This window comes from Streptomyces griseicoloratus, assembly GCF_014534645.1.
GTDB classification, from domain to species: domain Bacteria; phylum Actinomycetota; class Actinomycetes; order Streptomycetales; family Streptomycetaceae; genus Streptomyces; species Streptomyces griseicoloratus.
Map to the genome: position 1 here is coordinate 1 of NZ_JACVQF010000231.1, position 26,710 is coordinate 26,710.

The following is a 26,710-nucleotide window of genomic DNA, read 5'->3' on the forward strand; positions in this document are numbered from 1 at the left end:
CCCTTGACGAAGATCTGGCCCTTGCCGTTGCCGGAGGCGACGCCGAGGTCGGCTTCGCGGGCCTCGCCGGGGCCGTTGACGACGCAGCCCATGACGGCGACGCGCAGCGGGACGTCCATGCCGGTCAGGCCGGCGGTGACCTCTTCGGCGAGCGTGTACACGTCGACCTGGGCGCGGCCGCAGGACGGGCAGGAGACGATCTCCAGGCCGCGCTGGCGCAGGTTCAGCGACTCCAGGATCTGGATGCCGACCTTGACCTCCTCGACCGGCGGGGCCGACAGGGAGACGCGGATGGTGTCGCCGATGCCCTGCGAGAGCAGCGCGCCGAAGGCGACCGCCGACTTGATGGTGCCCTGGAACGCCGGGCCGGCCTCGGTCACCCCGAGGTGCAGCGGGTAGTCGCACTGCTCGGCGAGCTGCCGGTACGCCTCGATCATCACGACCGGGTCGTTGTGCTTCACCGAGATCTTGATGTCCCGGAAGTCGTGCTCCTCGAAGAGGGACGCCTCCCACAGCGCGCTCTCCACCAGCGCCTCCGGGGTGGCCTTGCCGTACTTCTGCAGCAGCCGCCGGTCCAGCGAGCCCGCGTTCACCCCGATGCGGATCGGCGTGCCGTGGTCCTTCGCCGCCCTGGCGATCTCCTTGACCTGGTCGTCGAACTTCTTGATGTTGCCCGGGTTCACCCGGACCGCCGCGCAGCCCGCCTCGATCGCGGCGAAGACGTACTTCGGCTGGAAGTGGATGTCCGCGATCACCGGGATCTGCGACTTCTTCGCGATCACCGCGAGCGCGTCGGCGTCGTCCTGCGTCGGACACGCCACCCGCACGATCTGGCAGCCCGACGCCGTCAGCTCCGCGATCTGCTGCAGCGTCGCACCGATGTCGGACGTACGGGTCGTGGTCATCGACTGCACGGACACGGGGGCGTCTCCGCCCACCGCCACGGACCCGACCTGGATCTGCCGGCTCCGCCGGCGCTCGGCGAGCTTGGTCGGAACGGACGGCATGCCGAGAGAAATCGCAGTCATCTGCTGTGCAACCCCAAGTCGTGGATCAGGTCCGGCCCCGTCAGCAGCGGGCTCCGGCCTCCGAGATTACGGCACCCACATGAACGCCAGGTACAGGGCTGGGCGATATGCATCCTTTGGCGTCCGCCTGCTCCGGAAAGGCGTGAAGCCCGGCCCGGAGGGACATGCTCCCCGGATCGGGCTTCGCCTCAAGGCGGCGGCCGCGGGCGCTCCGGTCAGCTGATCCGTACCGGATTGACGACGTCCGCCACCAGGACGAGCAGCGTGAAGCAGACGAAGATGCCCGCCACCACGTAGGCCACCGGCATCAGCTTCGCCACGTCGAACGGGCCCGGGTCCGGGCGGCGCAGCACCCTCGCCACGTTCCGGCGCAGCGACTCCCACAGCGCGCCCGCGATGTGGCCGCCGTCGAGCGGCAGCAGCGGGAGCATGTTGAACAGGAAGAGGGAGAGGTTGAAGCCGGCGACCAGCATGACGAACATTGCCAGCTGCTGGGTGGGCGGGATGTCCAGGGTGGCGATCTCACCGCCGACGCGGGCGGCGCCGACCACGCCCATCGGGGAGTCCGCCTCGCGCGGTCCGTCGCCGAAGGCCGCGTCCCACAGGGCCGGGATCTTGCCGGGCAGGGCGGCGAGGGAGTCGACGGCGTCGCCGATCCGGTCGCCCATCCACGTCACGGACTGGCCGAAGTCCTGTTTCACGACGCCGGTGGCGGCGCTGAAGCCGAGGAAGCCGGCGGTGACGTACTCGCCCTCGACGATCTGCCCGTTCGCGTCCTTCTTGGCGACCTGGTTGGTGGCGATCTCGGCGTGGAGCGTGACCTCGCGGCCGTCCCGCTCGACGACGATCGGCACCTCCTCGCCGGGGTTGGCTCGGATCAGGTCGGACAGGCGGTCCCATTCGTCGGTCCGCACGCCGTCGAAGGAGACGATCTTGTCGCCCGCCTTCAGACCGGCCGCGGCGGCCGGGGACGCCGGGTCGTTCTTCGTGCACTCGTCGCGGTTCTCGCTCTGCGAGATGACGCACTGGGAGACGGAGCTCACGGTGGTCGTCTGCTGGGAGATGCCGAAGCCCATCAGGACGGTGAGGAACAGCACCACCGCCAGGACGAGGTTCATGAACGGGCCCGCGAACATCACGATGACCCGTTTCCAGGGCTTGCGCGTGTAGAACAGGCGCTTCTCGTCACCGGGCTGCAGTTCCTCGAAGGCCGCCGAGCGCGCGTCCTCGATCATGCCGCGCCAGGGCGAGGTGGAGCGGGCCTCCATCCGGCCGTCGGCGCCGGGCGGGAACATGCCGATCATGCGGATGTAGCCGCCGAACGGGATGGCCTTGATCCCGTACTCGGTCTCGCCCTTCTTCCGCGAGAAGATCGTCGGCCCGAAGCCGACCATGTACTGCGGCACGCGGATGCCGAAGAGCTTGGCCGTGGACAGGTGCCCCAGCTCGTGCCAGGCGATCGAGAACAGCAGGCCGATCGCGAAGACGACTATGCCGAGGATGAACATCAGGGTCGTCATGCACGGGCCTCCGCCGTCTGTGCCGCCAGTTGCCGGGCCCGCGTCCGGGCCCAGGTCTCCGCTTCGAGGACGTCCGCGACGGTGAGCGAGGTTCCCGTACGGGGGGTGCCGTGCTCCTCGACCACCCGCGTGACGGTCTCCATGATCCCGAGATACGGCAGCGCGCCGGCGCGGAACGCCTCGACGCACTCCTCGTTGGCGGCATTGAACACCGCCGGGGCCGTGCCCGCGAGCTCTCCGACGTGCCGGGCCAGGTTCACCGAGGGGAACGCCTCGTTGTCGAGCGGGAAGAACTCCCAGGTGGACGCCTTGCTCCAGTCGAACGTGGGCGCGGCGTCGGGGACCCGCTCGGGCCAGCCGAGACCGATGGCGATGGGTCCCCGCATGTCGGGGGGCGTCGCCTGCGCCAGGGTCGATCCGTCCGTGAACTCCACCATCGAGTGAACATACGACTGGGGGTGCACGACGACCTCGATGCGGTCGAAGGGAATGTCGTAGAGGAGGTGGGCCTCGATCACCTCCAGGCCCTTGTTGACGAGGGTCGCGGAGTTGATCGTGATCACCGGGCCCATGGCCCAGGTCGGGTGGGCGAGGGCGTCCTCGACGGTGACGCTCGCGAGCTGTTCCTTCGTGCGCCCGCGGAACGGGCCGCCGGAGGCGGTGACGACCAGCTTGCGCACGTCGGCGCGGGTGCCGGCGGCGAGGGCCTGGAAGAGGGCGGCGTGCTCGGAGTCGACCGGGATGATCTGCCCTGGCTTGGCGAGGGCCTTGACCAGCGGGCCGCCGACGATGAGCGACTCCTTGTTGGCGAGCGCGAGGGTGCGGCCCGCCTCCAGGGCGGCCAGGGTCGGGGCCAGTCCGATGGAGCCGGTGATGCCGTTGAGGACGGTGTGGCAGTCGGAGGCGGCGAGCTGCGTGGCCGCGTCCGGTCCGGCCAGGATCTCGGGGAGCGGCTTCCCCGTGCCGTAAAGGGCCCGCAGGGCCTCCCGCAGGGCCGGTACGACGTCCTCACGGGCCACCGCGACGGTCCGCACCCTCAGCCGGTGCGCCTGCTCGGCGAGGAGGGCGACCCGGCCGCCGTTGGCCGACAGGCCGGTGACCCGGAAGCGGTCCGGGTTGCGCAGCACGAGGTCGATGGCCTGGGTGCCGATCGACCCGGTGGAGCCGAGGATCACCACGTCCTTCGGGCCGTCTCCCGCCACGGGGTCGTAGACGAGGTGCGGATCGGCGAGGGGGGCAGGGCTGTCGCTCATCCCCCCATTGTGGCCGCACGGGGAGCCGGGGAGGACAGGGGCGTCGTTCTCACGGACGGTGAGTCGTCGCGGACGGTGAGTCGTCGGCGCCGCCGGTGTGAAGGGCGCCCGCGCCCCCCGGCGGGCGCGGGCCGGTCTGCCGGTCGCCGCGACCGCCGGGGTGCCGGGTCCCGGCCTGTGGCCGGTCGTCACCTGATCGGGCGGTGCACGTTCTCCCGCCGGGAGGGGCCGGGGGTCGCGTCCGCGATCCAGGGGCCGTCGCCGGAGGGGTCGACGACGCCCTGCTCCAGCCACTCGTACGTGCCCGCCAGGACGCCCTTGACGACCTTGCGGTCGAGGTCGTCGGTGTTGGTCCACAGGCGGCCGAGGAGTTCCTCGACGCGGATGCGGGCCTGGCGGCAGAAGGCGTCGGCGAGCTGGTATGCCTCGCGGCCGTGGTCGCCCCTGGCGCGCAGGTGCTCGGCGCGGACACAGGCGGCGCTCATCGCGAACAGCTCCGCGCCGATGTCGACGATCCGGCCCAGGAAGCCCTGCTTGGTCTCCATCCGGCCCTGCCAGCGGGACATGGCGTAGAAGGTGGAGCGGGCGAGCTTGCGGGCGGTGCGTTCGACGTAGCGCAGGTGCCCGGAGAGGTCCACGTGGCCCGTCGGGTGGAATTCGCCGTAGGAGCGGGGGAGCTGACCGGGGCCGGCGACGAGTTTCGGCAGCCACTTGGCGTAGAAGACGCCGGCCTGGGCGCCCGCCCTCGCCTTGTCGGAGAGGGACTTGTCGGGGTCGATCAGGTCGCCGGCGACCGAGAGGTGGGCGTCGACGGCCTCGCGCGCGATCAGCAGGTGCATGATCTCGGTGGAGCCCTCGAAGATCCGGTTGATGCGCAGGTCGCGCAGGATCTGCTCGGCGGGCACCGCGCGCTCGCCGCGGGCCGCCAGCGACGCCGCCGTCTCGAAGCCGCGGCCGCCGCGGATCTGGACCAGGTGGTCGGCCATCAGCCAGGCCATCTCGGAGCCGTAGAGCTTGGCGAGGGCGGCCTCGATGCGGATGTCGTTGCGGTCCTCGTCGGCCATCTGGGAGGACAGGTCGAGCACGGCCTCCAGGGCGAAGGTCGTCGCCGCGATGAACGCGATCTTCGAGCCGACGGCCTCGTGCAGGCCGACCGGCTTGCCCCACTGCTCACGCGCCGCCGACCACTCGCGGGCGATCTTCAGGCTCCACTTGCCGGCGCCCACGCACATGGCGGGCAGCGACAGCCGGCCGGTGTTGAGGGTGGTCAGGGCGATCTTGAGGCCGGCGCCCTCGGGGCCGATGCGGTTCGCGGCGGGGACGCGGACCCGGTGGAAGCGGGTGACGCCGTTCTCCAGTCCGCGCAGGCCCATGAAGGCGTTGCGGTTCTCGACCGTGATGCCCTCGGAGGCGGCCTCCACCACGAACGCCGTGATGCCGCCCTTGTGGCCCTCGGACTTCGGCACCCGTGCCATCACGACGAGCAGGTCGGCGACGACGCCGTTGGTGGTCCACAGCTTGACGCCGTCGAGGACGTAGTCGTCGCCGTCGGGGACGGCGGTGGTCGCCAGGCGGGCCGGGTCGGAGCCGACGTCCGGCTCGGTCAGCAGGAAGGCCGAGATGTCCGTGCGGGCGCAGCGCGGCAGGAACGTGTCCTTCTGCTCCTGGGTGCCGAACAGCTTGAGCGGCTGGGGCACGCCGATCGACTGGTGGGCGGAGAGCAGCGCGCCGATCGCGGGGCTGGCGGATCCGACCAGGGCGAGGGCCTTGTTGTAATAGACCTGGGTGAGGCCGAGGCCGCCGTACTTGGTGTCGATCTTCATGCCGAAGGCGCCCAGCTCCTTCAGCCCGGTGATGACCGCGTCGGGGATCCGCGCGTCGCGTTCGATGACGGTCCCGTCGATCTTCGTCTCGCAGAAGTCGCGCAGCTTGGCCAGGAACTCCTCGCCGCGCTGGACGTGCTCGTCGGCCGGGAGCGGATGCGGGTGGATGAGGTCGAGGCGGAAGCGGCCGAGGAACAGCTCCTTGGCGAAGCTGGGCTTGCGCCAGTCCTGTTCCCGGGCCGCCTCCGCCACCTGGCGGGCCTCACGTTCGGTGACGGTGGGTCGGGAGGAGGAGGGGGTGGGTGATGCGGACATGAGGCTCACCTCGCCGCGGCTAGGGATCGGGGGAACGCCCGGAAGATCGACAAGTACGAAGTTGCGGGCGTACGTTACTAGTCGGTGCTACTCGATCGTATGTACCCGATTCGGGGCGACCCCACCACCCTTCGTGCGGCCGTTCGGCCCATCGACGGGGCGGTGGGAGGGGGCGACTGCGCTCAGGCGATCAGAAAGCTGTCGAAGCGCTTCGACAGCCTATGGACACCCACTCGCGCTGGAGCTACTGTCGAACCACCCTCACCCACCTTTGTCCACCATGCGCATTGTCGAAGCGCTTCACAGAGCTTGGAGAGCTGGATGGTCACCCTCGCCGAGGTCGCCCAGCACGCCGGAGTCTCGGCGAGCACGGTGAGCTATGTCCTCAGCGGCAAGCGGTCCATCTCCACCACCACCCGCCGGCGGGTCGAGGAGAGCATCCGGAAGCTCGGCTACCACCCGAACGCGGGCGCCCGGGCCCTGGCCAGCAGCAGGTCGAACATCATCGCGCTGATGATCCCGCTGCGCACGGACATGTACGTGCCGGTGATGATGGAGATCGCCATCGCGGTCGCGACCACCGCACGCACCCACGGGTACGACGTCCTGCTGCTCACCGGGGAGGAGGGCCCCGACGCGGTGCGCCGCGTCACCGGCAGCGGGCTGGCCGACGCGATGATCGTGATGGACGTCGAGCTCGACGACGAGCGGCTGCCGCTGCTGCGGGAGACGGACCGGCCGTCCGTACTGATCGGACTGCCCGCCGACACCACCGGCCTGACCTGCGTCGACCTCGACTTCAAGGCCACCGGCGCGCTGTGCGTGGAGCACCTGGCGACGCTCGGGCACCGGGACATCGCGGTCATCGGCGAGGCACCGGCGGTCTACGAGCGGCACACCGGCTTCGCCGAGCGCACCCTCGACGGGCTGCGCACCCGGTCGCGGGAGCTGGGGCTGCGGCTGCTGCACCGCCCGTGCGAGGGCGGGTACGACGCCATGGCCGCGACCCTCGCCCGCATCCTCGACGAGCGTCCGGACACCACGGGGTTCGTCGTCCAGAACGAGGCGGCGGTCGAGCCGCTGCTCGCCCTGCTGCGCCAGCAGGGCCGGGCGGTGCCCGAGGACGTGTCGGTGGTCGCGGTCTGTCCCGAGCAGGTCGCCACCCAGGCGTCCGTGCGGCTGACGTCCGTCGCCGTGCCCGCGCAGGAGATGGGCCGGCACGCCGTCGAGCAGCTGGTCGCCAAGCTCGACGGCCGCGGGAGCGACGAGGTCGTGCTGCTCGCGCCCGAACTGACCGTCCGGGCCAGCTCGGGGCCGGCGCCCGTGCAGTCGTAGGCCCCTCGCAACCGCACCACCCGTCCCGTCCGCCTCCCGGCTGCCTCCCGGCCGTTCGCTGCCGCCCGCCCGCCGCCCGTCCTCCCGCTGCCCGACCGTTCGCTTCTCCGCCCGTTCACTCCTACGTCGCCCGTCGCCCCGGCGCACCGGAACCCGCTCGGCCGGCGCCAGGGCACCTCCATGTCCGGACCCCTCAGGAGCCGCCTCGTGAACACGCCTGCCGAAGCACCGCCCAAGGTCAGCCTCGCCCAGTCCTCCCCCACCGTCGGCACCTTCCGGGAGCGCAACGGCGCGCTGGAGTGGAGCGGCCGTCAGGAGACCGTCCGCGTCGAGCCGTGGGGACCGGACGCGGTCCGGGTCCGGGCCCGGCTCGGCGGTCCCGTCCTGGAGGACCTGCCGGGGGCCCTCCTCCCCTACGCCCCGCCCACCGAGAGCACCGTCAGGATCGAGGCCGACCGGGGCTCGCTGACCGTCGGCGCGCTGACCGTCGAGGTCGGCCCCGAGGGCCTGGTCCGCTTCGTGCGGACGGCGGACGGCGGGGAACTGCTGGCCGAGGAACGCGCCCACTTCTGGTGGCCCGGCCCGCGCCTGTACACGGCGGTCGGCAACGGGTACCACCGGCTGGAGCAGCGGTTCGCCGCCTACGACGACGAGAAGCTGTACGGCCTGGGCCAGCACCAGCACGGACGGCTGGACCAGAAGGGCCTGGTCGTGGACCTGGTCCAGCGCAACGCCGAGGTGAGCATCCCGGTCCTGACCTCCAGCCGCGGCTACACCCTGCTGTGGAACAACCCGGCGATCGGGCGCGTCGAGCTCGCGCTGGGCGGCACCCGCTGGGTCGCCGACTCGGCCCGCCAGATCGACTACTGGATCACCGCCGGCACCCCGGCCGACGCCCAGCGCCGCTACAGCGCGGTCACCGGCCGTACGCCGATGCTGCCCGCGTGGGCGGCGGGCTTCTGGCAGTGCAAGCTGCGCTACCGCACCCAGGACGAACTGCTCGCCGTGGCCCGGGAGTACAAGCGCCGGGGCCTGCCCATCGACGCCATCGTGTGCGACTTCTTCCACTGGACCCACCTGGGCGAGTGGAAGTTCGACCCGAAGGAGTGGCCGGACCCGGCGGCGATGGTGCGCGAGCTGGAGGAGATGGGCATCAAGCTGGTGGTGTCCGTGTGGCCGTCGGTGTCCCCGCTGTCCGAGAACCACCCGGTGATGGAGCAGCGCGGCTACTTCATCGGCACCCAGTACGGCCCGATGGCGCACGCCGACTGGCCGGACAAGGAGGTGGCGACGACGGTCCAGGTGGCCTTCTACGACGCCACCAACCCCGAGGCGCGCGAGTTCGTGTGGTCGCGGGTGAAGGAGAACTACCTCGACCCGTACGGCATCACGGCGTTCTGGCTGGACGCCTGCGAGCCGGAGCTGAAGCCCGGCTTCCCGGAGAACCTGCGCTACTGGGCGGGCCCGGGCCTGGAGGTCGGCAACATGTACCCGGCCGAGAACTCCCGCGCCTTCCACGAGGGCCTGAAGGCCGCCGGCGAGGACGAGGTGATCACCCTCAACCGCTCGGCGTGGGCGGGCAGTCAGCGCCACGGCGCCGCCCTGTGGTCCGGTGACATCGGCACCGACTTCCCGACCCTGCGCCGGCAGATCGCGGCCGGCCTCAACACCGCCCTGTCCGGCATCCCCTGGTGGAACACGGACATCGGCGGCTTCCACGGCGGCGACCCGGACGACCCGGCGTACCGGGAGGTCATGGTCCGCTGGTTCCAGTTCGGGGCCCTGTCCCCGCTGATGCGCCTGCACGGCTTCCGCGACCCGGGCATGCCGCTGGGCCCGGACATGACCGGCGGCCCGAACGAGGTGTGGTCGTACGGCGAGGAGGCCGGCGCGATCATGGAGCGGTACCTGCGGCTGCGCGAGCGGCTGAAGCCGTACGTGCTGGACGTCATGCGCGAGGCCCACGAGGAGGGGCTGCCGGTGATGCGGCCGCTGTTCCTGGAGTTCCCCGGGGACCGGGCGGCCTGGTCGGTGGACGACGCCTACCTCTTCGGGCGGGACCTGCTGGTCGCCCCGGTGCTGTCGGCGGGCGCCACGACGCGCACGGCGTACCTCCCGGCGGGTGCGCGCTGGACGGACGCGTGGACGGGTGAGGCGTACGAGGGCGGTGCGGCCGTCACGGTCGACGCGCCGCTGGACCGCATCCCGCTGTTCCTGCGGGACGGGGCGAGGCTGCCGGTCGCGGAGTGAGCGAGGGGGCCGGTCCCGGGCGGGACCGGCCCCCTGCCGTGCGGGGCGGCGGCTCAGCCGCCGCTGACCGTCAGGTTGTCGGTGCGGAAGTCCAGACCGCCCGACGACGAGGTGATCTCGAAGCCGAACTGCACGTCGCCGATGGTCTCGTTGCCGATCCAGCCCTTCGTGTCCTTGATCCACTTCAGGACCGGCAGGATGTTCACCGTGCCGGAGGTGGAGTCGGACGTGCGCAGGAACGAGTAGACCTCGTTGGCGCCGTTGTTCCCCTTGTAGACGTCCCAGGTGTGACCGCCGAGGGTGACCCGGCCCTGCGAGGTGCCGAGCGGGCCGACCGCGCCGTTGTGGTTGACCCAGAGCATGATCTCGTGGTCGTAGTCCGTGTCCCAGATGTCGTACGAGGTGTTGTACGCGCCGGACGACGGGACCGTGACGGCGTAGCTGCTGGTGAGCGAGGTGAGGGAGGTGATCGGCTTGTTGATCACCTTCTTGGCGTTCGGGTACGACTTGATGCCGCCGGTGTTCGGGTGGTCCGCCCAGACGCCCCAGTTCGTGCCGGAGTTGGCCCAGACGCACTGGCTGCCGGCGCCCGAGCCCCAGATGTTGTTGTAGAGCGTGTAGCCGTTCAGGGACGTGTTGCCCCACTGGTCGCAGGAGTTCCAGACGGCGGCCTGGGCCGGGGCGGAGGCGAGGCCGACGGTGGCGCCGAGCGCGAGGGCCGGGGCCAGCAGGGCCTTGGACAGCTTGCTCAGGGTTCGTGGTGCCATGGCTTTCCTTCCATGGGTGGGGGGAATTGCGGGGGGGACTACCGCGTCGTGAAGCCGATGACGCGGTCCTCCCCGGCGACGAGGTCGAGCCACTCGGCGCCGGAGGGGGTCCGGAGTTCCACGCGGTGGCTGCGGCTCGGGCGCACGACGGCCTTCGCGTCGGCGCCCGCCGTCCACGTGAGGTCGATCTCCGCCCCGAACCGGGTGCGGACGCCCCGGAGTTCGCCACGGGGGCAGGTGTCCGGGAGCGCGGGCAGCAGCACCAGCCGGCCGGGGGTGGACTGCACGAGCATCTCGATGAGCACCGCCGGGAGGGCGTGCGCGGCGTCGGCGTTGTAGACGTCGCGGCGGGGGTAGTGCGCGCTCATCAGGGAGGCGTGGAAGTAGTCGCCGTCGAGGACCCGGGCCAGGGCGTGGGCGACCCGGGTGCCGTCCCGGAGCCGGGCCGCGACCAGGGCGTGGTGGAGGTGGCCGTGCGCGGAGTCGTTCTCGGCGCCGCGCAGTTGAAGGGCACGGTGGGCGGCCGCGGCGAGGGCGGGGGTGTCGTAGGGGTTGATCTCGTCGAGCGGCCAGACGCCGTAGAGGTGGCTGAGGTGGCGGTGGTCGTAGGTGTCGTCGAGGCCCGGCCACGCCCATTCGGCGAGGGCGCCGTCGGCGTTGATCCGGTGGGGCGGGAGGCGGTCGGCGAGGGCGCGCCAGCGGTCGGCGTGGCCGGGGTGGTGGTCGGCGGCGGTCAGCAGGGCGTGGCGGGCGGCGGAGAGGTCCATGGCCGCGTCGACCGTCCCCCAGCTCGCGTTGGCGGGCCGGTTCTCGGGCGAGTAGGAGGGGACTATGGCCAGCCGGCCGTGCTCGTCGGTGCGGGTGAGGAAGTCCTCGTAGAACAGGGCGGCTTCGGCGAGGGCGGCGGCCGTGCGGGGGTCGCTCTCGCCGCGTGTCTCGTCGTGGTCGACGAGCGGCTTGAGCAGCCAGTCGGCGCCCGCGGTCCACAGGTGGAGGGGGTACTCGCGGCTGAAGTGGTACGTGTGCCCGCACTCGCCGTCGGTGTGCGAGGGCGCCACGATCCCGCGGGTGCCGAAGATCGCGCGGGCGTTGTCCCGCCAGTCCGGGAGCTGGCGGTGGACCAGGGCCGCGTGGGCCTCGGTGACCTCGGGTAGGGCGGCCGCCGCGGCCGAGGCGGTCTGGAGGTTGAGGTTGGCGTTGGTGGTGAACGCCCCGGACCAGGCGGTGTTCCAGTCGCCGGTCCACAGGCCGGTCAGCCGGGGCGGGAACAGGCCGCTGGCCGACAGCAGGTGGTAGCGGCCGGCGGCGAACAGCCGCTCCAGGAGGGCGGCGCTGCGGGGTCGTGCGAGCAGGGCCGAGCCCGGCAGCGCGCGTTCGGCGGGGTCGGCGGCGAGGTCGAGGGTGACGCGCCGGTAGGCGGTGCGGTGGAGGGCGAGGTGGCGGTCGATGAGGCCGTCGTACGACGTCCCGGCGGGCAGGCCGCGCAGTGCCCTGCCCTCGGCGGTCACGTCCAGTTCGCCGGTGTGACGGCGCACCCGGGTCAGGAGCAGCACTTCCGTGGCGCCCTCGACGTGTACGCCCGGCGGTACGAGTCTCGTGGTGCCGCCGGTGACGGCGACCAGGGTGACGCCCGTGTACCCGAGGTCGGTGCCCGGGTAGCGGACGCGCAGGCCGAGCAGGGCGCCCTCGGGGGTGAGGACGGTTCCGTGGCCGACGCCCAGCGCGGCCGGGGCGCCGGGGAGGCGGTGGTCCAGGGCGAGGTCGAGGGTGAGGCCGGGCGCGGTGACGCGCTGGACGATCACGTCGTCGGCGCGGGAGACGAAGACACGGCTGGTCCAGGTGCCGTGGACGGCCGTGGCCTCGCCGGTGGCGAAGTCGACGCAGCGGCGGTAGGGGTGGGGCGCCGCGTCGCCGGACGGCCGGGTCAGGCGCAGCTGGAAGGCGGGGTGGAAGGGCCGCACCCACTGCAGCGGGCGGCCGTCGGTGAAGCCCTCGGCGGCGGTGGTGTCGCCGGCGAGCAGGCGGTCCTGGAGCGCGCGGAGGCCGGCGGCGAGCCGGGGTGGTCTGCGGTGCTCGTCGTCGCCGTTCGGGCGGACGAGGGCGTGGTGGGTGACGACGACCCGGTCGGTCTCCGGGTCGCCGAACACGAGGGCGCCGTGGTGGCCGTTGCCGGTCAGGAAGGCGTCCTCCCAGCGGGCGGCCGGCTCCGGCTCCCAGGTTCCGTGCACGGGTGCGCCGGTCATGGGGCGAGCACCGCCACGCCGTGGCGGCCGAGGGTGACGCGGTCGGTGACGGTCGCTTCGGTGAGCAGGTCGCGGTGGGTGCCGGGGACGCCGACGGTGACCGGGTCGCGCCCGTGGTTGAGCAGGAACAGCAGGTCACCGCGGCGTACGGCCTCGACCCCGGCGGGAAGCCCGGCCAGCGCCGGGCGGACGCCCGCGTCGGCGCAGATCCGGGCGAGGAGGTCGCGCAGCGCGTCCGGCTCGGGGAGCGTCGAGACGTACCAGGCGCGCCCCTTGCGCAGGACGGCGGGCAGTCCGTCCAGTTCGCCGCCCTTGTACGGGACCGTCTCGTCGGCGGTGCCGTCGGGCTCGATCTCCTCCGACCACAGGGTGCCCCGGAAGCCGTCGCACACTGCCGTCTCGTCCGTCTCCAGCGGCCACCACTCGTGCAGTGTGCGGATGCCGAACAGCTGCCGCAGCCGGGCGTCGATGCCGCCGGGCCTGATCCGGTCGTCCTCGTCGGCGACGCCGGTCAGGAAGCCGCAGACGAGGGTGCCGCCGCGGCGGACGTGGGCGAGGAGGTTGTCGATCGCCGCGTCCGTGAGCGCGTAGAGCTGGGGCACGACGACCACCCGGTACGGGGTCAGGTCGTGCTCGGGGTGGGCGAAGTCGGTGGTGAGGTGGGCTTCCCACAGTGCCCGGTGCCAGGCGTGCAGGACGTCGGGGTAGTCGAAGCGGGTGGAGGGGCGGCCGTCCTGGTCGCCGGCCCACCAGGAGTGCCAGTCGTGCAGGACGGCGATGCCGGCGCCGACGTGGGTGCCCGCCGTGTGCGGGCCGATCTTCGCGAGGTCGGCGCCGAGCTGCCTGACCTCCTGGTGGGTCCGGCCCTGCTCACCGGCGTGGCCGACCATGGCCGAGTGGAACTTCTCCGCGCCCTGCCGGGACTGGCGCCACTGGAAGTAGCAGACGGCGTCCGCTCCGCGGGCCACGGCCTGGAGGGACCACAGGCGGTTGAGTCCGCGTGGCTTGGGGTGGTTCGCGCCGCGCCAGTTGACGGCGCCGGCCGCCTGTTCCATGAGCATCCACGGGCCGCGGGCCTGCGAGCGGGTCATGTCCTGGACGAGGGCGCCGTGCTGGGCGCCGAGCGGGTCGCGCGGGTCGGGGTAGAGGTCGACGGAGACGACGTCCTCCTCCTCGGCCCAGCGCCAGGCGTCCTGGCCGGACCACAGCGGCATGAAGTTGGTGGTGACCGGCAGGTCGGGGGTGTGGCGGCGGACGATGTCGCGCTCGGCGGTGTAGCACTCCAGGAGCATGTCGGAGGTGAAGCGCCGGAAGTCCAGGACCTGGGTGGGGTTCTTCAGGTAATGGGCGTGGCGGGGCGGCATGACCTCGTCCCAGTCGCCGTAGCCCTGGCTCCAGAAGGCGGTGCCCCAGGCGGTGTTGAGGGCGTCGAGGGTGCCGTACCGGTTCCCCAGCCAGCGTCGGAACCGGGCGGCGGCCTCGTCGCCGTAGTCGTAGGTGCAGTACTCGTTGTTGATGTGCCACATGGTGAGGGCGGGGTGGCCGGCGTAGCGGGCGGCCAGGTCCTCGGTGATGGCGGCGGCGTGGCGGCGGTAGGTGGCGCTGGAGTGCGAGAAGTGCTGCCGGCCGCCCCACCACTCGGTGCGGCCGTCCTGGTCGACGGGCAGCGTGTCGGGGTGCAGGTGCCCCAGCCACGGCGGCGGGGAGGCGGTGGGGGTGGCGAGGACGACGCCGATGCCGTGCTCGTGCACCAGGTCCATCAGCCGGTCCAGCCAGGCGAAGTCCCGCTGCCCCGGCCGGGGTTCGAGCTTCGCCCACGAGAACACGCCGACGGTGACGGAGTTGACGCCGGCGGCCCTCATCAGCCGGACGTCCTCGTGCCAGGTCTCCTCGGGCCACTGCTCGGGGTTGTAGTCGCCGCCGTAGAGGATGCGGCCGCGGGTGGCGTCGCCGAGCCGGGGCATCAGACGGGCTCCCCGTACTGGATGCCGCGCCCGTTGGTGGCTATGTAGACACGGCCGTGGACGCGCGGGTCGCCGGTGATGGTCTCGCCGATCCAGCCCCACTGGTGCCGGTCGTCGTTGATCCGCACCCAGCTCTCCGCCTCGTCGTCGGAGCGGTGGACGGCCGTGATGTCTTCCGTCGAGCCGACCATGTAGATCGCCGGGTAGCCGGCGCCGTCGGCGGCCTTGCCGAAGCCGAGGGTGTACGAGGCCCGGCAGCTGGTGATCTTCGTGAAGGTGGCCCCGCCGTCGGTGGACCGGTAGAGCCCGTTCCACTTCACGCTCAGCCACAGGTCACCCGAGCGTCCGGGGGCCGCGACCAGCTCGAACTGGCCGTCACCGGAGGGCAGTCCGGTCGCACGGACGGTGAAGGAACGGCCGCTGTCGGTGCTGGCGTACACACTTCCCGTATCGGTGTCGTATGCGTAGAGGCGCGTCGGGTCGGCCGGGTCGGCGACCGGCGTGGCGCCCTTCGGGAAGGAGGCGATCTCGGACCAGCTGGCGCCGTTGTCCGCGGAGCGGTAGGCGGGGTATTTCGTGCCGTCCCAGTGCACGAAGACCCACAGCAGCACACTGCCGTCGGCGTTGGTCGCGATCGGCCCCGGTGCGCTCTTGGCGATGTCGGGCTGGGCCTCGAAGGGCGCCCAGGTCCGCCCGCCGTCGTTGGAGTAGGCGCCGTTGCCGTGGTCGCCCCAGCCCGCGCGGACGACGTACGACGGCTTGGCCACGGCCTGCGCGAGTCCCGTCGCCGTCCCGAACAGGGGGTTCGTCGCCATGCCGCGCGACGGAGACGCCGTGAGCCGCTCGTGGTACATCACGCCGATGTCCCCGAGTCCGCTGATCAGGTGCGCCTCTCCGACCGGGGGCGAGATCAGCTGGCGCACGGACGTCTCCTCCAGGCCACGGATCTGCGGGGCCCAGTTCTTCAGGTCCCGGGTGCCGTAGAGGGTGGCGCCGGTGCCGTAGACGACGTGGCGGGAGTCGAACGGGTCGAGGGCGAGGGCCTGGATCCACCAGCCGAACTTCGGCTCGTCCTCGCCCCACTTGAGGTAGGGGGTCTCGGAGACGTCGAAGACGGCGGACTCCCTCAGGGACGTCCATCTGCGTCCGCCGTCGGTGGTCCGGTACAGGGTGTCGACGGCCGCCCAGCGGTTGTTGGTGGAGACGACGACGGTGCCGGGCCGGCGGGCGTCGGCCGCGACACCGCCGTAGCCGAAGGTGTCGTCTCCGCCGGGCCGCGCGGGGGTGACGTCCGTCCAGGTGCCGGTCGTGGTGGCCAGCTTGTGCACGCTGCCCGCCGACTGCCCGTTGGGTCCCGGTGCGTCGGCGTAGGTCACGTACAGCTCGCGGGTGCCGCGGTCGTACGCGGCGCGGACCGGCACCTTGGCGGAGGCGCCGGAGGGCTGCCCCGGCACGGCCTGCCAGGTGGTGCCGTCGGTCGTGCGGTAGAGGTTCGGGGCGGTGCCGCCGCCGGCGTCGCCCCACCCGGCGTACAGGGCACGCCCTGCCGCGACGAGCAGCGTGACGCCCTGGCCGGAGGCCGAGGGGGAGGGCGGGAAGCCGTCGGCCACCGCCCATGTGGCCCCCCTGTCCGTCGACTTGAGCAGACCGTCGTGCCGCGTGCCCAGCCACAGGGTGTCGCCGTCCCGCGGGTCGACGAGCAGCCGTTCTCCCGTGCCGCGCCCGTCCTCGTTGGCGCCGAGCTTCACGGTGAGGTCGGTGCGGCGGAAGGTCGCTCCGCGGTCCTCGGAGTACAGGACCGCGCCGTTGCCCGCCCAGGACTGGGCGTAGGTGCCGCAGGCCAGGTACAGCCGGTCCGGGTGGGCGGGGTCGACGGCCACGGCCTCGACGCCGAGGAGGTTCCAGTCGTCCCAGCCGAGGTGGTCCAGGAGCGGGGTCCAGCGGGCGGCGCGGTCGTCCCAGCGGTAGGCACCGCCGATGTCGGTGCGGGCGTAGGCGAGGCCGCGCACGGACGGGTGGAACAGGACGCCGGTGACGAAGCCGGTGCCGCCGATGACGACGTTGCGCCAGCGGTAGGGGGTTTCCCGGGCGTTCTCGCCGGCTCGCGCCCGCGCGGGGGCGAGCGGGGCGGCGGCCAGCGCGGCGCCGGCGGCCGCCCCGGCGAGAACGGCACGTCTGCTCAAGGGGGACGCGTTCATGACATACCTCTGCAAGGACGGGGGGAAGTGGAGGGACTCGGGGGCGGGGACCGTGCCGGCATGCGGCTGCACCGCGTGGGCGCGGCCGGCCGCGACGGCGCCGCGCCCGGACATCACGCGGCGCCCCGCGAGGGCGTCAGCCCTTCACCGCCCCCGTGAGCATGCCCTTCTTGAAGTGCCGCTGGACGAAGGGCGACAGCACGGCGACGGGCAGCAGGGCCATGACCATGACGGCCATCTGCACGGCGAGACCGGACAGTTCACCGGTCTTGATCGCCTGGCCGAGGCCGACCGGCGCCTCCTGCTTCTGCACGAGCTGGATCATGACGTTCTGCAGCGGCATCATGTCCTGGTCGTTCAGGTACAGGGAGGCGTTGAACCAGGCGCTCCAGTACCCGACGGCATAGAACAGCGTGATCACCGCGAGGACCGCGCGCGAGAGCGGCATGACGATCTGCCACAGGATGCGGAAGTCCCCGGCGCCGTCGATGCGGGCGCTGTCGATGAGTTCCTGGCTGATGCCCATGAAGAAGCCGCGCAGCACCAGGATGTTGAAGACGCTGATCGCGCTCGGCAGGATCAGGGCGAGATAGCTGTCCGTCAGGCCCAGCGACTGCACCAGCAGGTAGGTGGGGATGAGGCCGGCGCTGAAGAACATGGTGGCCAGCAGGATCATCAGGATCCAGCGGTGGCCGAGGGAGCCGGTCCGGGACAGCCCGTAGGCGCACAGCACCGACACCGCCATGGAGAACAGCGTGCCGACGAGGGTGATGACGACGCTGATGATCGCGGCGCGGGTGACCTGGCCGCCGCTGAGCAGCTCCTGGTAGGCGACGAAGGTGATGTCCTGGGGGACGATCACCAGTCCGCCGGCCTCGTCGATGGCCTTGCGCGAGGACAGGCTGGTGACGACGACGATCCACAGCGGGAACAGGATCCCGAGGCAGGCCAGCGTCAGGACGAGCCCCTTGCCGGCCAGTCCGGCCCGGCTGGGTCTCTCCTCCCACACCGGTCGGGGCGGGGCCGCCCAGCGGCCGGGTGCGCGCGTCGGCTTGTCGGTCACGGCGGTCACTTCTTGTACACCCCCTGCTCGCCCATGAGGTGGGCCACCTTGTTCGCGGCCAGGACCAGGCCGAGACTGACGACGCCCTTGACGAGGCCCGCGGCCGCCGCGTAGCCGAAGTCCTGGTTGCGCACGCCGTTCCACCACACGAAGGTGTCCAGCACCTCCGCGGCCCCCGGTCCGACGGCGTCGCGTTGGAGGAGGATCTGTTCGAAGCCGACGGTGAGGGCGTCACCGACCCGCAGCACCAGCAGCAGGGCGATCACGGGGCGCAGCGCGGGCAGGGTGACGTGCCACATGCGGCGCCAGCGGCCGGCGCCGTCCATCGCGGCGGCCTCGTACAGGTCGGGGCTGACCGAGGCCAGCGCGGCGAGGAAGACGATGATCCCCCAGCCCGCGTCCTTCCACACGCTCTGCGCGGTGATCAGGAACTTGAAGGTCTCCGGGTCGGTCATGATGTCGAGCCCGTCGTAGCCGTGCGCGCGCAGCAGCTGGGACAGGATTCCGGCGCCGCCGAAGAGCTGCTGGAAGACGGCGATGACCAGCACCCAGGAGAAGAAGTGCGGCAGGTAGAGGACGGCCTGGGCGACCGCCCGCACCCGGGGCCTGACCACGCTGTTGATGAGCAGCGCGAGCAGGATCGGGATCGGGAAGTACAGCACGAGCTGGAGGAAGAACAGCACCAGCGTGTTCCGCACCGCGTTCCAGAAGGCGGAGTCCTCCAGGATCCGCTGGAAGTTCTCCAGGCCCACCCAGGGGCTGTGCAGGATGGAGACGATCCCGTTCTCGCTGATGTAGGGGTCGTACTCCTGGAAGGCGACGACGTTGCCGAGGATCGGTACGTAGTTGAAGAGCAGGACCAGCAGGACGGCCGGCAGCGTCATCAGCAGCAGTACGCGGTCGCGCCGGAACCTCAGCCCGAGGCTCAGTTTCCCGGAGGGCGGTCTCTTCCCGGACCCGGTGGCGTCGCCGGGCGCCACCGGGGTCTTCCTCGTCTGTTCGGCCTCGGCCCTGCTCCGAGGCACCGTGCTGTGGGACACGGCCGTTCTCCTTGCCTCGGTGCCGGTCAGCTCGCCGCGGAGCCGTTCTCGTCGAGCAGCTTCTTGTACCAGTCGCGCAGCTTGTCGCCGCCCTTGCTCCGCCAGTCGGAGACGGCCTGCTGCATGTCGCCGATCTTCTTGCGGCCGCGGACGATGTCGTCCTCCAGCTGTTCGAAGTCGTTGGAGAGGTTGGTGTAGCGGGCGGGTTCGGTGATCTGCATGCCGTAGAACGCCGACTTCTTCGTGAAGGCGCCCATCCGCTGCTGCCACTCGACCTGGCCCCGGGCGACCTCGGGGTAGTCGGGGTGGGCGATGGTCGCGGCGGGGCTCGCGATCATCACGTAGGCGTTCATCACGTCGATGTTGCCCTGGTCGGTCTTGGTGGGGACCCCGTCCTTGACGGTGTAGTGGGTGCCCTCGACGCCGTAGTTGGTGGCCATGTACTCCTTGGTGCCGTACGGCGCGGCGGTGACGTTGGCGACGGCCAGCACGTCGCGGATCACGGACTCGGAGGCCTTCTTGTTGACGAAGGCGAAGATGCCCGCCGGGTTCTGCGCCCACAGCGTGGGGTCGCCGCCGTCGTGGCCGAAGATGTCCATTCCCCAGATCTTGAACCCGGGGTTCTGGGTGGCCTGTTCCGCGGTGCGGCTCCACCACTGCGACATGTCCTGGTTGTAGATGAGGAACTCACCGGCGGCGAACTTGGGCCCGGGGTCGGTGGCGTTGCTCTTGCCCAGGTTGGCGTCGGGGTGCACGACACCGGCGGCGAACAGTTTGCGCGTCCACTCCAGGGCCTCGAGGTACTCCTCGGTCTCGATGCGGCAGACCAGCTTGCCGTCGACCTGATTCCAGCCCAGCGACTTCTCGTTGCCGGAGAGCACGCCGAAGGCGTTGAACGCGGTCCACTTCATGTCCAGGCAGGCCCAGCGCTTGGCCTTGGCGTTGGTGGCCTCCTTGGCCAGCGCCATGAACTCGTCGCAGGACCGGGGGACTTCGTAGCCCTCCTTCTCGAAGACGTCCTGGCGGTAGAGGGGCACGATGCCGGTCACGTACGAGGACGGCATCGGCAGGCCGCGCAGTTTGCCGCCGAAGATGGAGCGCTGCCAGGCGTCGGTGGGGATCGCCGCGAGGTTGGGGTACTCCTTGACGGCGTCACCGGAGAGGTACGGGCCGAGGTCGGCGAACTTGCCGATGATGGCGCTGGGGATCTTGCCGGTCATGTTCCAGCCGGGGACGACCACGACGTCGGGCACCTCGCTGGAGGCGAGGACCGCGCCGAGCTTCTGGTCGTAGGTGTTGCCGTCCTGGTTCTGCCAGACCACGTCGACGCCGATGAGGTCGTTCATCGCCTTGTAGTAGGCGTTGTCCGCCTTCGGCGGGGAGCCCCAGAACGGCGACATGACGGTGACCCTGCCGCCCTTGCCGAGCTTCTCGGGCACCGAGGTCTTCAGCCCGGCGAGGTCCAGCTTGCCGGTGAAGCCGACCGCGGAGCCGTTCTTGCTGGGGATGTCGGGCGTGACGACGTTGCTGGCCACGTACGCCGGCAGCAGCTTCTTGGCGTCCTTGCCGGACGTGGTGCCGTCCCGCGAGCCCCCGTCGGATCCGCCGCAGGCGGTGAGCAGCGGCATCCCTCCCGCCACCGCTGCGGCGGCGACCGCCGAGGAGGCGAGGAAGTTTCTCCGGCTGGGACCGGAGGCGGCGTTCGGCGTCATTGCGTCAACCCTTCATGGCGCACCGGGACACCCGGCGGTGGCCGTCGGCTGCGGTGTCTTCAGTGGAACTGGCTGAGCTGAAGCGGTCGTCGGAGGAATGCGTGACTCCGGTTGGCAGTCCCCATAGTCGAAGCGCTTCGATGTTGCTGCGAGGTTAAGTGAACACCTGAAGGCGCACAAGACTCGCCTCCAGATTCCTCGGAGGTATTTCGGGCACCGCAGCCGCTTGATCGGCTCATGTGAGGCTTGGGATTTGCTGAGAGACCGAATGTGGGCCAGGGAAGCGTCTTGACACCCACCCCGAGGCGCACTGAGCATCGAAGCGCTTCGAAAGAGCCTGCCGCTCCATCGCAAAGGGACCCCACGTGACCGCACCCACGCCGCCGCCCACGCCGCCTTTCCGCGATCCGCATCTGCCGTTCGCGAAGCGCATCGACGATCTGATGTCGCGGCTCACGCTCGACGAGAAGACCGGCTTCCTGCACCAGTTCACGCCCGCCGTCGAACGACTCGGCATCGCCGCCTTCCGCACCGGTCAGGAGGCGCTGCACGGGGTGGCCTGGATGGGCCCGGCGACGGTGTTCCCGCAGGCCGTCGGCCTCGGTGCCACCTGGAACGACGACCTCGTGCGCCGGATCGGCGAGGCGGTGTCCAAGGAGGCCCGCGCGATGCGCGCCCGCGACGACCGCGTCGGCCTCAACGTCTGGTCCCCGACCGTGAACCTGCTGCGCCACCCGCTGTGGGGCCGCAACGAGGAGGGCTACTCCGAGGACCCGAGGCTCACCTCGGCCATCGCCACCGCCTACACCCGCGGCCTGCGCGGCGACCACCCGACGTACTGGCGCACCGCTCCGGTCCTCAAGCACTGGCTCGCCCACAACAACGAGACCGACCGGGACACCACCTCGTCGTCCGTGCGCCCGCGCGTCCTCAACGAGTACGACCTGCGCGCCTTCCGCGCGACGGTCGAGGCGGGCGCGGTGGCCGGGGTGATGCCGGCCTACAACCTCGTCAACGGCCGCCCCAACCACGTCTCCCCCTATCTCCGGGAGCACCTGCGCACCTGGACGGACGAGGACCTGCTGGTCTGCTCGGACGCCGGAGCGCCCTCCAACCTGGTCGACTCCGAGCACTACTTCGACACCCACGAGGAGGCGACCGCGGCGGCACTGCGGGCCGGCGTGGACAGCTTCACCGACCACGGCACCGACTCCTCGAAGATCACCGCACGCGTGCGCGGCGCCCTCGACCGGGGCCTGCTGACCGAGGCCGACCTCGACGCGGCGGTACGCCGGCAGCTCTCCGTCCGCTTCCGCCTCGGCGAGTTCGACCCGGAGCACGATCCGTACGCGGACACCGCCGACTTCGACACGCCGGAGCACCGCGCGCTGGCGCGGGAGGCGGCCGAGCAGGCGGTCGTCCTGCTCAGGAACGACGGCGTGCTGCCGCTGGCCCCCGGCGCCCGGGTCGCCGTCGTCGGCCTGCTCGCCGACGAGTGCAAGCTCGACTGGTACAGCGGCACGCTCATCCACCGCTCCACCCCGCTGGAGGGCCTGTACGAGCGGTTCGGCGCCGAGCAGGTGCGGTTCGCGGAGGGCGTGGACCGGGTCCTGCTGAAGACCGGCACCGGGACGTTTCTGCACGTGCCGCCGGCCGACGACGACGCCCCCGGCGAGGCACGCGGCGCCGAAGGCGCCCTCGACCCCGCCCTGCTCGCCGGCCGTACCGATCTCCCCCCGCTCACCACCGACACCGCCGGCACCGAACTCGCCCTCGTCGACTGGGGCGAGGACGTCCTCACCCTGCGCGCCCCCGACGGGCGCTACCTCTCGGTCGCGGAGGACGGCTACGTCCGCGCCTCGGCCGACCAGCCCGGAGGCTGGGTGGTGCAGGAGACGTTCCGCCTGGAACCCCACGGAAACGGTCACCTCCTCCGGCACCTGGGGACGGGTCGTCCCGTCCGTGTCGCCGCCGACGGCGTGAAGGTTGCCGCCTCGGACGACGAGGACCCGGAGGTCTTCGAACTGGTCGTCACCGAGCGCGGCGAGGACGCGGTGACGCGGGCCGCGGCCGGCGCCGACGTGGTCGTGGTGGTGGCGGGCAACGACCCGCACATCAACGGCCGGGAGACGCAGGACCGTACGACGCTGCGGCTGCCCGACCACCAGGGGCGGCTGCTGCGCGCCGCCCGCGCCGCCAACCCGCACACGGTGCTGGCGCTGGTCTCCGCGTATCCGTACGCGGTGGACACGGAAACGCTCCCGGCGGTGCTGTGGACCGCGCACGGCGGCCAGGCGGCCGGCACCGCGCTGGCCCGGGTCCTCGCCGGTGACGTCTCGCCCGCCGGGCGGCTGCCGCAGACCTGGTACGCCTCCGACGCCGACCTGCCCGGCCTGCTCGACTACGACGTGATCGGCGGCCGTCAGACCTATCTGTACTTCGAGGGCACGCCGCTGTTCCCGTTCGGGCACGGCCTGTCGTACGCGTCCTTCGCGTACGCGGACCTCGCCGCCCGGGTCGGGCAGGAGGCGGTGCGCGTCTCGTTCACCGTCACCAACACCGGCGATGTCACCGCCGACGAGGTCGCGCAGCTCTACGCCCGCGCCGAGGACCCGTCCGTGCCGCGCCCGCGCCGCGAACTGCTGGCACACCGCCGGCTGACCCTCGCGCCGGGCGAGAGGGCGGAGGTCGACTTCGAACTCCCCCTGTCCGACTTCGCGTTCTGGGACGTGGCGCACGGCCGGTGGCGGCTGGAGCCGGGACCGTACGCGCTGCTGGCCGGGGCGTCCAGCGAGGACGTCCGGCTGAGCACGACGATCACGCTCGACGGGGAGCCGGCCGCCCCGCGCCCGGTGGGCGAACACGGCCTGGACGCGGCCGCCTTCGACGAGCAGAGCGGCACCGAGATCGTCGACCGCGCGAAGACCGCGGGCGACGCGGTGACGCCGGCGGCGGGCCGGACCGGCGAACTGCTCTACCGCGGCTGCGACTTCGGCCCCGGCGTCACCTGGGTGAGCGTGGAGGTGGCGGGCGAGGGCACCGTGGAGGTCTCCGTCGACGGCGGTGCGACGGCGGTGCTGTCGACGCGGACGCCCACCCCGGGACCGTACGCCTACACGACCCTGACCGCCGGCTTCACCGCCGAGGGGGTGCGGGACGTCCGGGTGAGGCTGCGCGGAGCCCTGCGGCTCGCGCACATCGGCTTCTCCGGCTGACGATCCGCACGGCGGCCTGCTCCTGGGCGGCGGCCCGCTCCTAGGCGGCGGGCCGCCGTGCGTACGCCTCGATCTCGATCTTCATGCGGGGGTCGGCCAGGCCGCACACGAGCATCGTGGCGGCCGGCCGGACCTCGCCGAAGGCGCGGCGCAGGACCGGCCAGCACGGCTCGAAGTCGGCCCGGTCGGGCAGCAGGTAGCGCACCCGGACCACATCGGCGAAGGTGCAGTCCGCCTCGGCCAGCGCGGCCCCGATGTTGCGCAGGCACTGCTCGGCCTGCTCCACGACGTCGTCGGAGATGGTCATGGTGGCGTAGTCGAATCCGGTCGTCCCGGAGACGTGCACCCAGTCGCCGTCGATCACGGCGCGGGCGTAGCCGATCTGTTCCTCGAACGTGGAACCGCTGAGGACCGGGCGTCGCTCTGTCATGCGCCGAACGCTAAGCGACCGGGCGTTGATACGTCTAATACTGCTTAGGGCATGGGGTGATACCTCTAGGCGTATGGACCGCCCCGAACTTCCCCTTCCGCAGCTGCACGCCTTCGTCGTGCTCGCCGAGGAGCTGCACTTCGGCCGCGCCGCCACCCGTCTGGGCATCGCCCAGCCGCCACTGAGCCAGCAGATCCGCCGCCTGGAGGACAAGGTCGGCCACGCGCTGTTCAGCCGGGAACCAGGACGCGTCGCCCTCACACCCGCCGGACGGGAACTGCTCCCCGCGGCCCGGCACGCCCTGGCCGGCCTCGCGGAGGGCCTGGCCGCGGCCCGGGAGGCCGGCAGCGGCAGGACCGGCCGCCTGCGGATCGGCTTCGCCGCCTCCCTCGCCCTGACCGTCCTGCCCGGCCTGCTGCGGACCTTCCGGGAGCACCATCCGGCCGTTCGGCTGGACATCCGCGAGATGACCACCACACCGCAGCTGGCCGCCCTGCACGACAGGACCATCGACATCGGCCTGCTGCGCGAGCCGCCCGCCACCGAGACGGAACTCGGCTTCGAGACGGTCCTGTCCGAGCCCTTCGTGGCCGTCCTGCCGTCCGCGCACCCCCTCGCCGCACAACGGACCGTCCGCGTCGAGCAGTTGGCGGACTCCCCCTTCGTGCTCCTCCCCCGGGCCGTCGGCCCGGGACTGCACGACCGGATCACCGGCCTGTGCACCGCGGCGGGCTTCACGCCGCAGGTGGTCCAGCACGCCGTGGAATGGCAGACCGTCTGCGCCCTCGTGGAGACCGGACTGGGCGTGTCACTGGCCCCGGAGAGCACCCGCCGCATCCGGCTCGAAGGCGTCGCCTTCCGCGGGATCGAGCCCGGCACCGCGCGCACCCGGGTCGCCGTCGCCTGGCGCAAGAAGGACCCGAACCCCCTGGTCGCACGGCTCCTGTCGGCTCTCGGCCAGGATCCGCCGGACAGGCCCCGGTGACCTCGGACGCCGGAGCGCGTACACGGGCCGGCGGCCCGAACCCCCGCACAGTGGGTTCGGGCCGCCGGCCGTTTCGGGGGTGGGTCAGAGGGCGAGGCCCGTCAGGACCAGCACCCGCTCGTAGGTGTAGTCGTCCATCGCGAACTTCACGCCCTCGCGGCCCACACCGGACTGCTTGGCGCCGCCGTACGGCATCTGGTCGGCGCGGTAGGAGGGCACGTCGCCGATGACCACGCCGCCGACCTCCAGGGCCCGGTGGGCGCGGAAGGCGGTCTGGAGGTCGTGGGTGAAGACGCCGGCCTGGAGGCCGTACTTGGAGTCGTTCACGGCGGCGAACGCCTCGGCCTCGCCGTCCACCTTCTGCACGCTGAGGACGGGCCCGAAGACCTCCTCGCAGGCGAGGGTGACATCGGCCGGCAGGTCGGTCAGGACGGTCGGCGCGTACGAGGCGCCGTCCCGCTTGCCGCCGGTGAGCAGCGTGGCGCCGGCGTCGACGGCCTCCTGCACCCACGCCTCCACGCGCTTGGCGGCGTCCTCGCTGACCAGCGGGCCGACGTCGGTCGCGTCGTCGTTCGGGTCGCCGGTGACCTGGGCTTCGACGGCGGCGACGATGCGCGGCAGCAGCCGGTCGTACACGGCGGCGTCGGCGATCACGCGCTGCACGGAGATGCAGGACTGGCCGCCCTGGTAGTTGGAGAAGGTGGCGATGCGGTTCGCGGCCCAGTCCAGGTCCTCGTCGCTCGCCCAGTCGCCGAGGACGACGGCCGCGCCGTTGCCGCCCAGCTCCAGGGTGCAGTGCTTGCGCGGCACCGAGTCCATGATCGCGTAGCCGACCTTCTCGGAACCGGTGAAGGAGATGACCGGCAGCCGCTCGTCCTGGACGAGGGCCGGCATGCGGTCGTTGGTGACCGGCAGGATGCTCCAGGAGCCGGCGGGCAGCTCGGTCTCGGCGAGCAGGTCGCCGAGGATCAGGCCGGACAGCGGGGTCGCCGGGGCCGGCTTGAGGATGATCGGCGCGCCGGCCGCGATCGCCGGGGCGATCTTGTGGGCGCACAGGTTCAGCGGGAAGTTGAACGGCGCGATGCCGAGGACGACGCCCTTGGGGAAGCGGCGGGTCAGGGCGAGGCGCCCCTGGCCGCCGGCGTCGGTGTCCAGGCGCTGGGCCTCGCCGCCGTTGAAGCGGCGGGCCTCCTCGGCCGCGAAGCGGAAGACGGACACCGCGCGCCCGACCTCGCCGCGGGCCCACTTGATCGGCTTGCCGTTCTCGGCGGAGATCAGCCGGGCGATCTCCTCGGTGCGCTCGACCAGGCGCCGGCTGACGTGGTCCAGGGCGGCGGCGCGCACATGGGCGGGGGTGGCGGCGAACTCGTCCCGTACGGCGTACGCGGCGGCCACGGCCTCCTCGACCTGGGCCTCGGTCGGGACGCTGACGGAGCCGACGACCCGGCCGTCCCACGGGGAGGTGACGTCGAAGCTGTCCTCGCCGGTGACCTGGCGGCCGGCGAGCCAGAAGGCGTGGGTGGAAGTCATAGTCGAGTCCCGGCCCTTCCGCGTTGGGGGTGTGTACGT

The 26,710-nt window shown here is 71.9% G+C and carries 17 protein-coding genes; 4 read left to right on the forward strand and 13 right to left on the reverse strand.

The genetic code is table 11. From position 1 onward, the window contains the following. From ispG to H0H10_RS33970, 4 genes are all read right to left on the reverse strand, one after another. The coding region (gene ispG, locus H0H10_RS33955; RefSeq protein WP_188185032.1) for a flavodoxin-dependent (E)-4-hydroxy-3-methylbut-2-enyl-diphosphate synthase at window positions 1–1,028 on the reverse strand (1,028 nt) is incomplete at its 3' end. A 215-nt stretch (window positions 1,029–1,243) separates the two neighbouring features. Further along, window positions 1,244–2,548 (reverse strand): site-2 protease family protein, encoded by a 1,305-nt coding sequence (locus H0H10_RS33960; protein WP_507227376.1) that lies wholly within the window; start codon window positions 2,546–2,548, stop codon window positions 1,244–1,246. Beyond that, window positions 2,545–3,801 (reverse strand): 1-deoxy-D-xylulose-5-phosphate reductoisomerase, encoded by a 1,257-nt coding sequence (gene dxr, locus H0H10_RS33965; protein WP_188185033.1) that lies wholly within the window; start codon window positions 3,799–3,801, stop codon window positions 2,545–2,547. Before dxr ends, H0H10_RS33960 begins: the two co-directional genes overlap by 4 nt. A gap of 188 nt (window positions 3,802–3,989) precedes the next feature. Next, window positions 3,990–5,939: an acyl-CoA dehydrogenase family protein gene (locus tag H0H10_RS33970; RefSeq protein ID WP_188185034.1), complete on the reverse strand. Its 1,950-nt coding sequence runs from the start codon at window positions 5,937–5,939 to the stop codon at window positions 3,990–3,992. Window positions 5,940–6,260: 321 nt separating this feature from the next. Here H0H10_RS33970 and H0H10_RS33975 point away from each other — a divergent pair, with 321 nt between their 5' ends. Both H0H10_RS33975 and H0H10_RS33980 read left to right on the forward strand, forming a co-directional pair. Continuing rightward, complete coding sequence (locus tag H0H10_RS33975) at window positions 6,261–7,274, forward strand: LacI family DNA-binding transcriptional regulator (RefSeq protein WP_188185035.1); 1,014 nt, start codon at window positions 6,261–6,263, stop codon at window positions 7,272–7,274. Window positions 7,275–7,481: 207 nt separating this feature from the next. Next, on the forward strand, window positions 7,482–9,524 hold the full coding sequence (locus H0H10_RS33980) for a glycoside hydrolase family 31 protein (RefSeq protein WP_188185036.1): 2,043 nt from the start codon (window positions 7,482–7,484) through the stop codon (window positions 9,522–9,524). A 53-nt stretch (window positions 9,525–9,577) separates the two neighbouring features. Here the strand turns inward: H0H10_RS33980 and H0H10_RS33985 are convergent, their stop codons facing one another. The 7 genes from H0H10_RS33985 to H0H10_RS34015 all read right to left on the reverse strand — a co-directional run bounded on the left by H0H10_RS33985 (window position 9,578) and on the right by H0H10_RS34015 (window position 20,511). Next, complete coding sequence (locus tag H0H10_RS33985; protein ID WP_188185037.1) at window positions 9,578–10,291, reverse strand: glycoside hydrolase family 12 protein; 714 nt, start codon at window positions 10,289–10,291, stop codon at window positions 9,578–9,580. A gap of 38 nt (window positions 10,292–10,329) precedes the next feature. After that, window positions 10,330–12,534: a glycosyl hydrolase family 95 catalytic domain-containing protein gene (locus H0H10_RS33990; protein WP_188185038.1), complete on the reverse strand. Its 2,205-nt coding sequence runs from the start codon at window positions 12,532–12,534 to the stop codon at window positions 10,330–10,332. Then, window positions 12,531–14,498 (reverse strand): beta-galactosidase, encoded by a 1,968-nt coding sequence (locus tag H0H10_RS33995; protein ID WP_188185039.1) that lies wholly within the window; start codon window positions 14,496–14,498, stop codon window positions 12,531–12,533. The genes H0H10_RS33990 and H0H10_RS33995 overlap by 4 nt, the downstream gene beginning before the upstream one ends. Continuing rightward, entirely contained in the window at window positions 14,498–16,696 is a 2,199-nt protein-coding gene (locus H0H10_RS34000) for a sialidase family protein (protein ID WP_188185040.1), read from the reverse strand. The genes H0H10_RS33995 and H0H10_RS34000 overlap by 1 nt, the downstream gene beginning before the upstream one ends. 136 nt (window positions 16,697–16,832) lie before the next feature. Beyond that, entirely contained in the window at window positions 16,833–17,768 is a 936-nt protein-coding gene (locus H0H10_RS34005; protein ID WP_188185041.1) for a carbohydrate ABC transporter permease, read from the reverse strand. Beyond that, window positions 17,765–18,799, reverse strand: a complete 1,035-nt coding sequence (locus H0H10_RS34010; protein WP_188185042.1) for an ABC transporter permease — start codon at window positions 18,797–18,799, stop codon at window positions 17,765–17,767. The genes H0H10_RS34005 and H0H10_RS34010 overlap by 4 nt, the downstream gene beginning before the upstream one ends. Window positions 18,800–18,825: 26 nt before the next feature. After that, window positions 18,826–20,511 carry an extracellular solute-binding protein gene (locus H0H10_RS34015; protein WP_188185043.1) on the reverse strand — a complete coding sequence of 562 codons (1,686 nt, stop codon included), beginning with the start codon at window positions 20,509–20,511 and terminating at the stop codon, window positions 18,826–18,828. 365 nt (window positions 20,512–20,876) lie between these two features. Between H0H10_RS34015 and H0H10_RS34020 the strand changes: the two genes are divergently transcribed. After that, window positions 20,877–23,726: a glycoside hydrolase family 3 C-terminal domain-containing protein gene (locus H0H10_RS34020; protein ID WP_188185044.1), complete on the forward strand. Its 2,850-nt coding sequence runs from the start codon at window positions 20,877–20,879 to the stop codon at window positions 23,724–23,726. A gap of 40 nt (window positions 23,727–23,766) precedes the next feature. On the opposite strand, the gene H0H10_RS34025 is transcribed toward H0H10_RS34020, so the two are convergent. Beyond that, window positions 23,767–24,156, reverse strand: a complete 390-nt coding sequence (locus H0H10_RS34025) for a RidA family protein (RefSeq protein ID WP_188185045.1) — start codon at window positions 24,154–24,156, stop codon at window positions 23,767–23,769. Between the two features lie 73 nt (window positions 24,157–24,229). On the opposite strand from H0H10_RS34025, the gene H0H10_RS34030 reads away from it, so the two are divergent. Next, window positions 24,230–25,141, forward strand: coding sequence for a LysR family transcriptional regulator (locus H0H10_RS34030; protein WP_188185046.1), 912 nt, complete (start codon window positions 24,230–24,232; stop codon window positions 25,139–25,141). A gap of 84 nt (window positions 25,142–25,225) precedes the next feature. Here H0H10_RS34030 and H0H10_RS34035 read toward each other — a convergent pair whose 3' ends face one another. Continuing rightward, entirely contained in the window at window positions 25,226–26,671 is a 1,446-nt protein-coding gene (locus H0H10_RS34035; RefSeq protein ID WP_188185047.1) for an aldehyde dehydrogenase family protein, read from the reverse strand. Between the last annotated feature and the right edge of the window lie 39 nt (window positions 26,672–26,710).

What these genes read in the sequence shown, in the direction of transcription:
- H0H10_RS33960 (WP_507227376.1), bottom strand. Translation starts at nt 2,548, where the DNA reads ATGACGACCCTGATGTTCATCCTCGGCATAGTCGTCTTCGCGATCGGC.
- dxr (WP_188185033.1), bottom strand. Translation starts at nt 3,801, where the DNA reads ATGAGCGACAGCCCTGCCCCCCTCGCCGATCCGCACCTCGTCTACGAC.
- H0H10_RS33970 (WP_188185034.1), bottom strand. Translation starts at nt 5,939, where the DNA reads ATGTCCGCATCACCCACCCCCTCCTCCTCCCGACCCACCGTCACCGAA.
- H0H10_RS33975 (WP_188185035.1), top strand. Translation starts at nt 6,261, where the DNA reads ATGGTCACCCTCGCCGAGGTCGCCCAGCACGCCGGAGTCTCGGCGAGC.
- H0H10_RS33985 (WP_188185037.1), bottom strand. Translation starts at nt 10,291, where the DNA reads ATGGCACCACGAACCCTGAGCAAGCTGTCCAAGGCCCTGCTGGCCCCG.
- H0H10_RS33990 (WP_188185038.1), bottom strand. Translation starts at nt 12,534, where the DNA reads ATGACCGGCGCACCCGTGCACGGAACCTGGGAGCCGGAGCCGGCCGCC.
- H0H10_RS33995 (WP_188185039.1), bottom strand. Translation starts at nt 14,498, where the DNA reads ATGCCCCGGCTCGGCGACGCCACCCGCGGCCGCATCCTCTACGGCGGC.
- H0H10_RS34000 (WP_188185040.1), bottom strand. Translation starts at nt 16,696, where the DNA reads ATGAACGCGTCCCCCTTGAGCAGACGTGCCGTTCTCGCCGGGGCGGCC.
- H0H10_RS34015 (WP_188185043.1), bottom strand. Translation starts at nt 20,511, where the DNA reads ATGACGCCGAACGCCGCCTCCGGTCCCAGCCGGAGAAACTTCCTCGCC.
- H0H10_RS34025 (WP_188185045.1), bottom strand. Translation starts at nt 24,156, where the DNA reads ATGACAGAGCGACGCCCGGTCCTCAGCGGTTCCACGTTCGAGGAACAG.
- H0H10_RS34030 (WP_188185046.1), top strand. Translation starts at nt 24,230, where the DNA reads ATGGACCGCCCCGAACTTCCCCTTCCGCAGCTGCACGCCTTCGTCGTG.
- H0H10_RS34035 (WP_188185047.1), bottom strand. Translation starts at nt 26,671, where the DNA reads ATGACTTCCACCCACGCCTTCTGGCTCGCCGGCCGCCAGGTCACCGGC.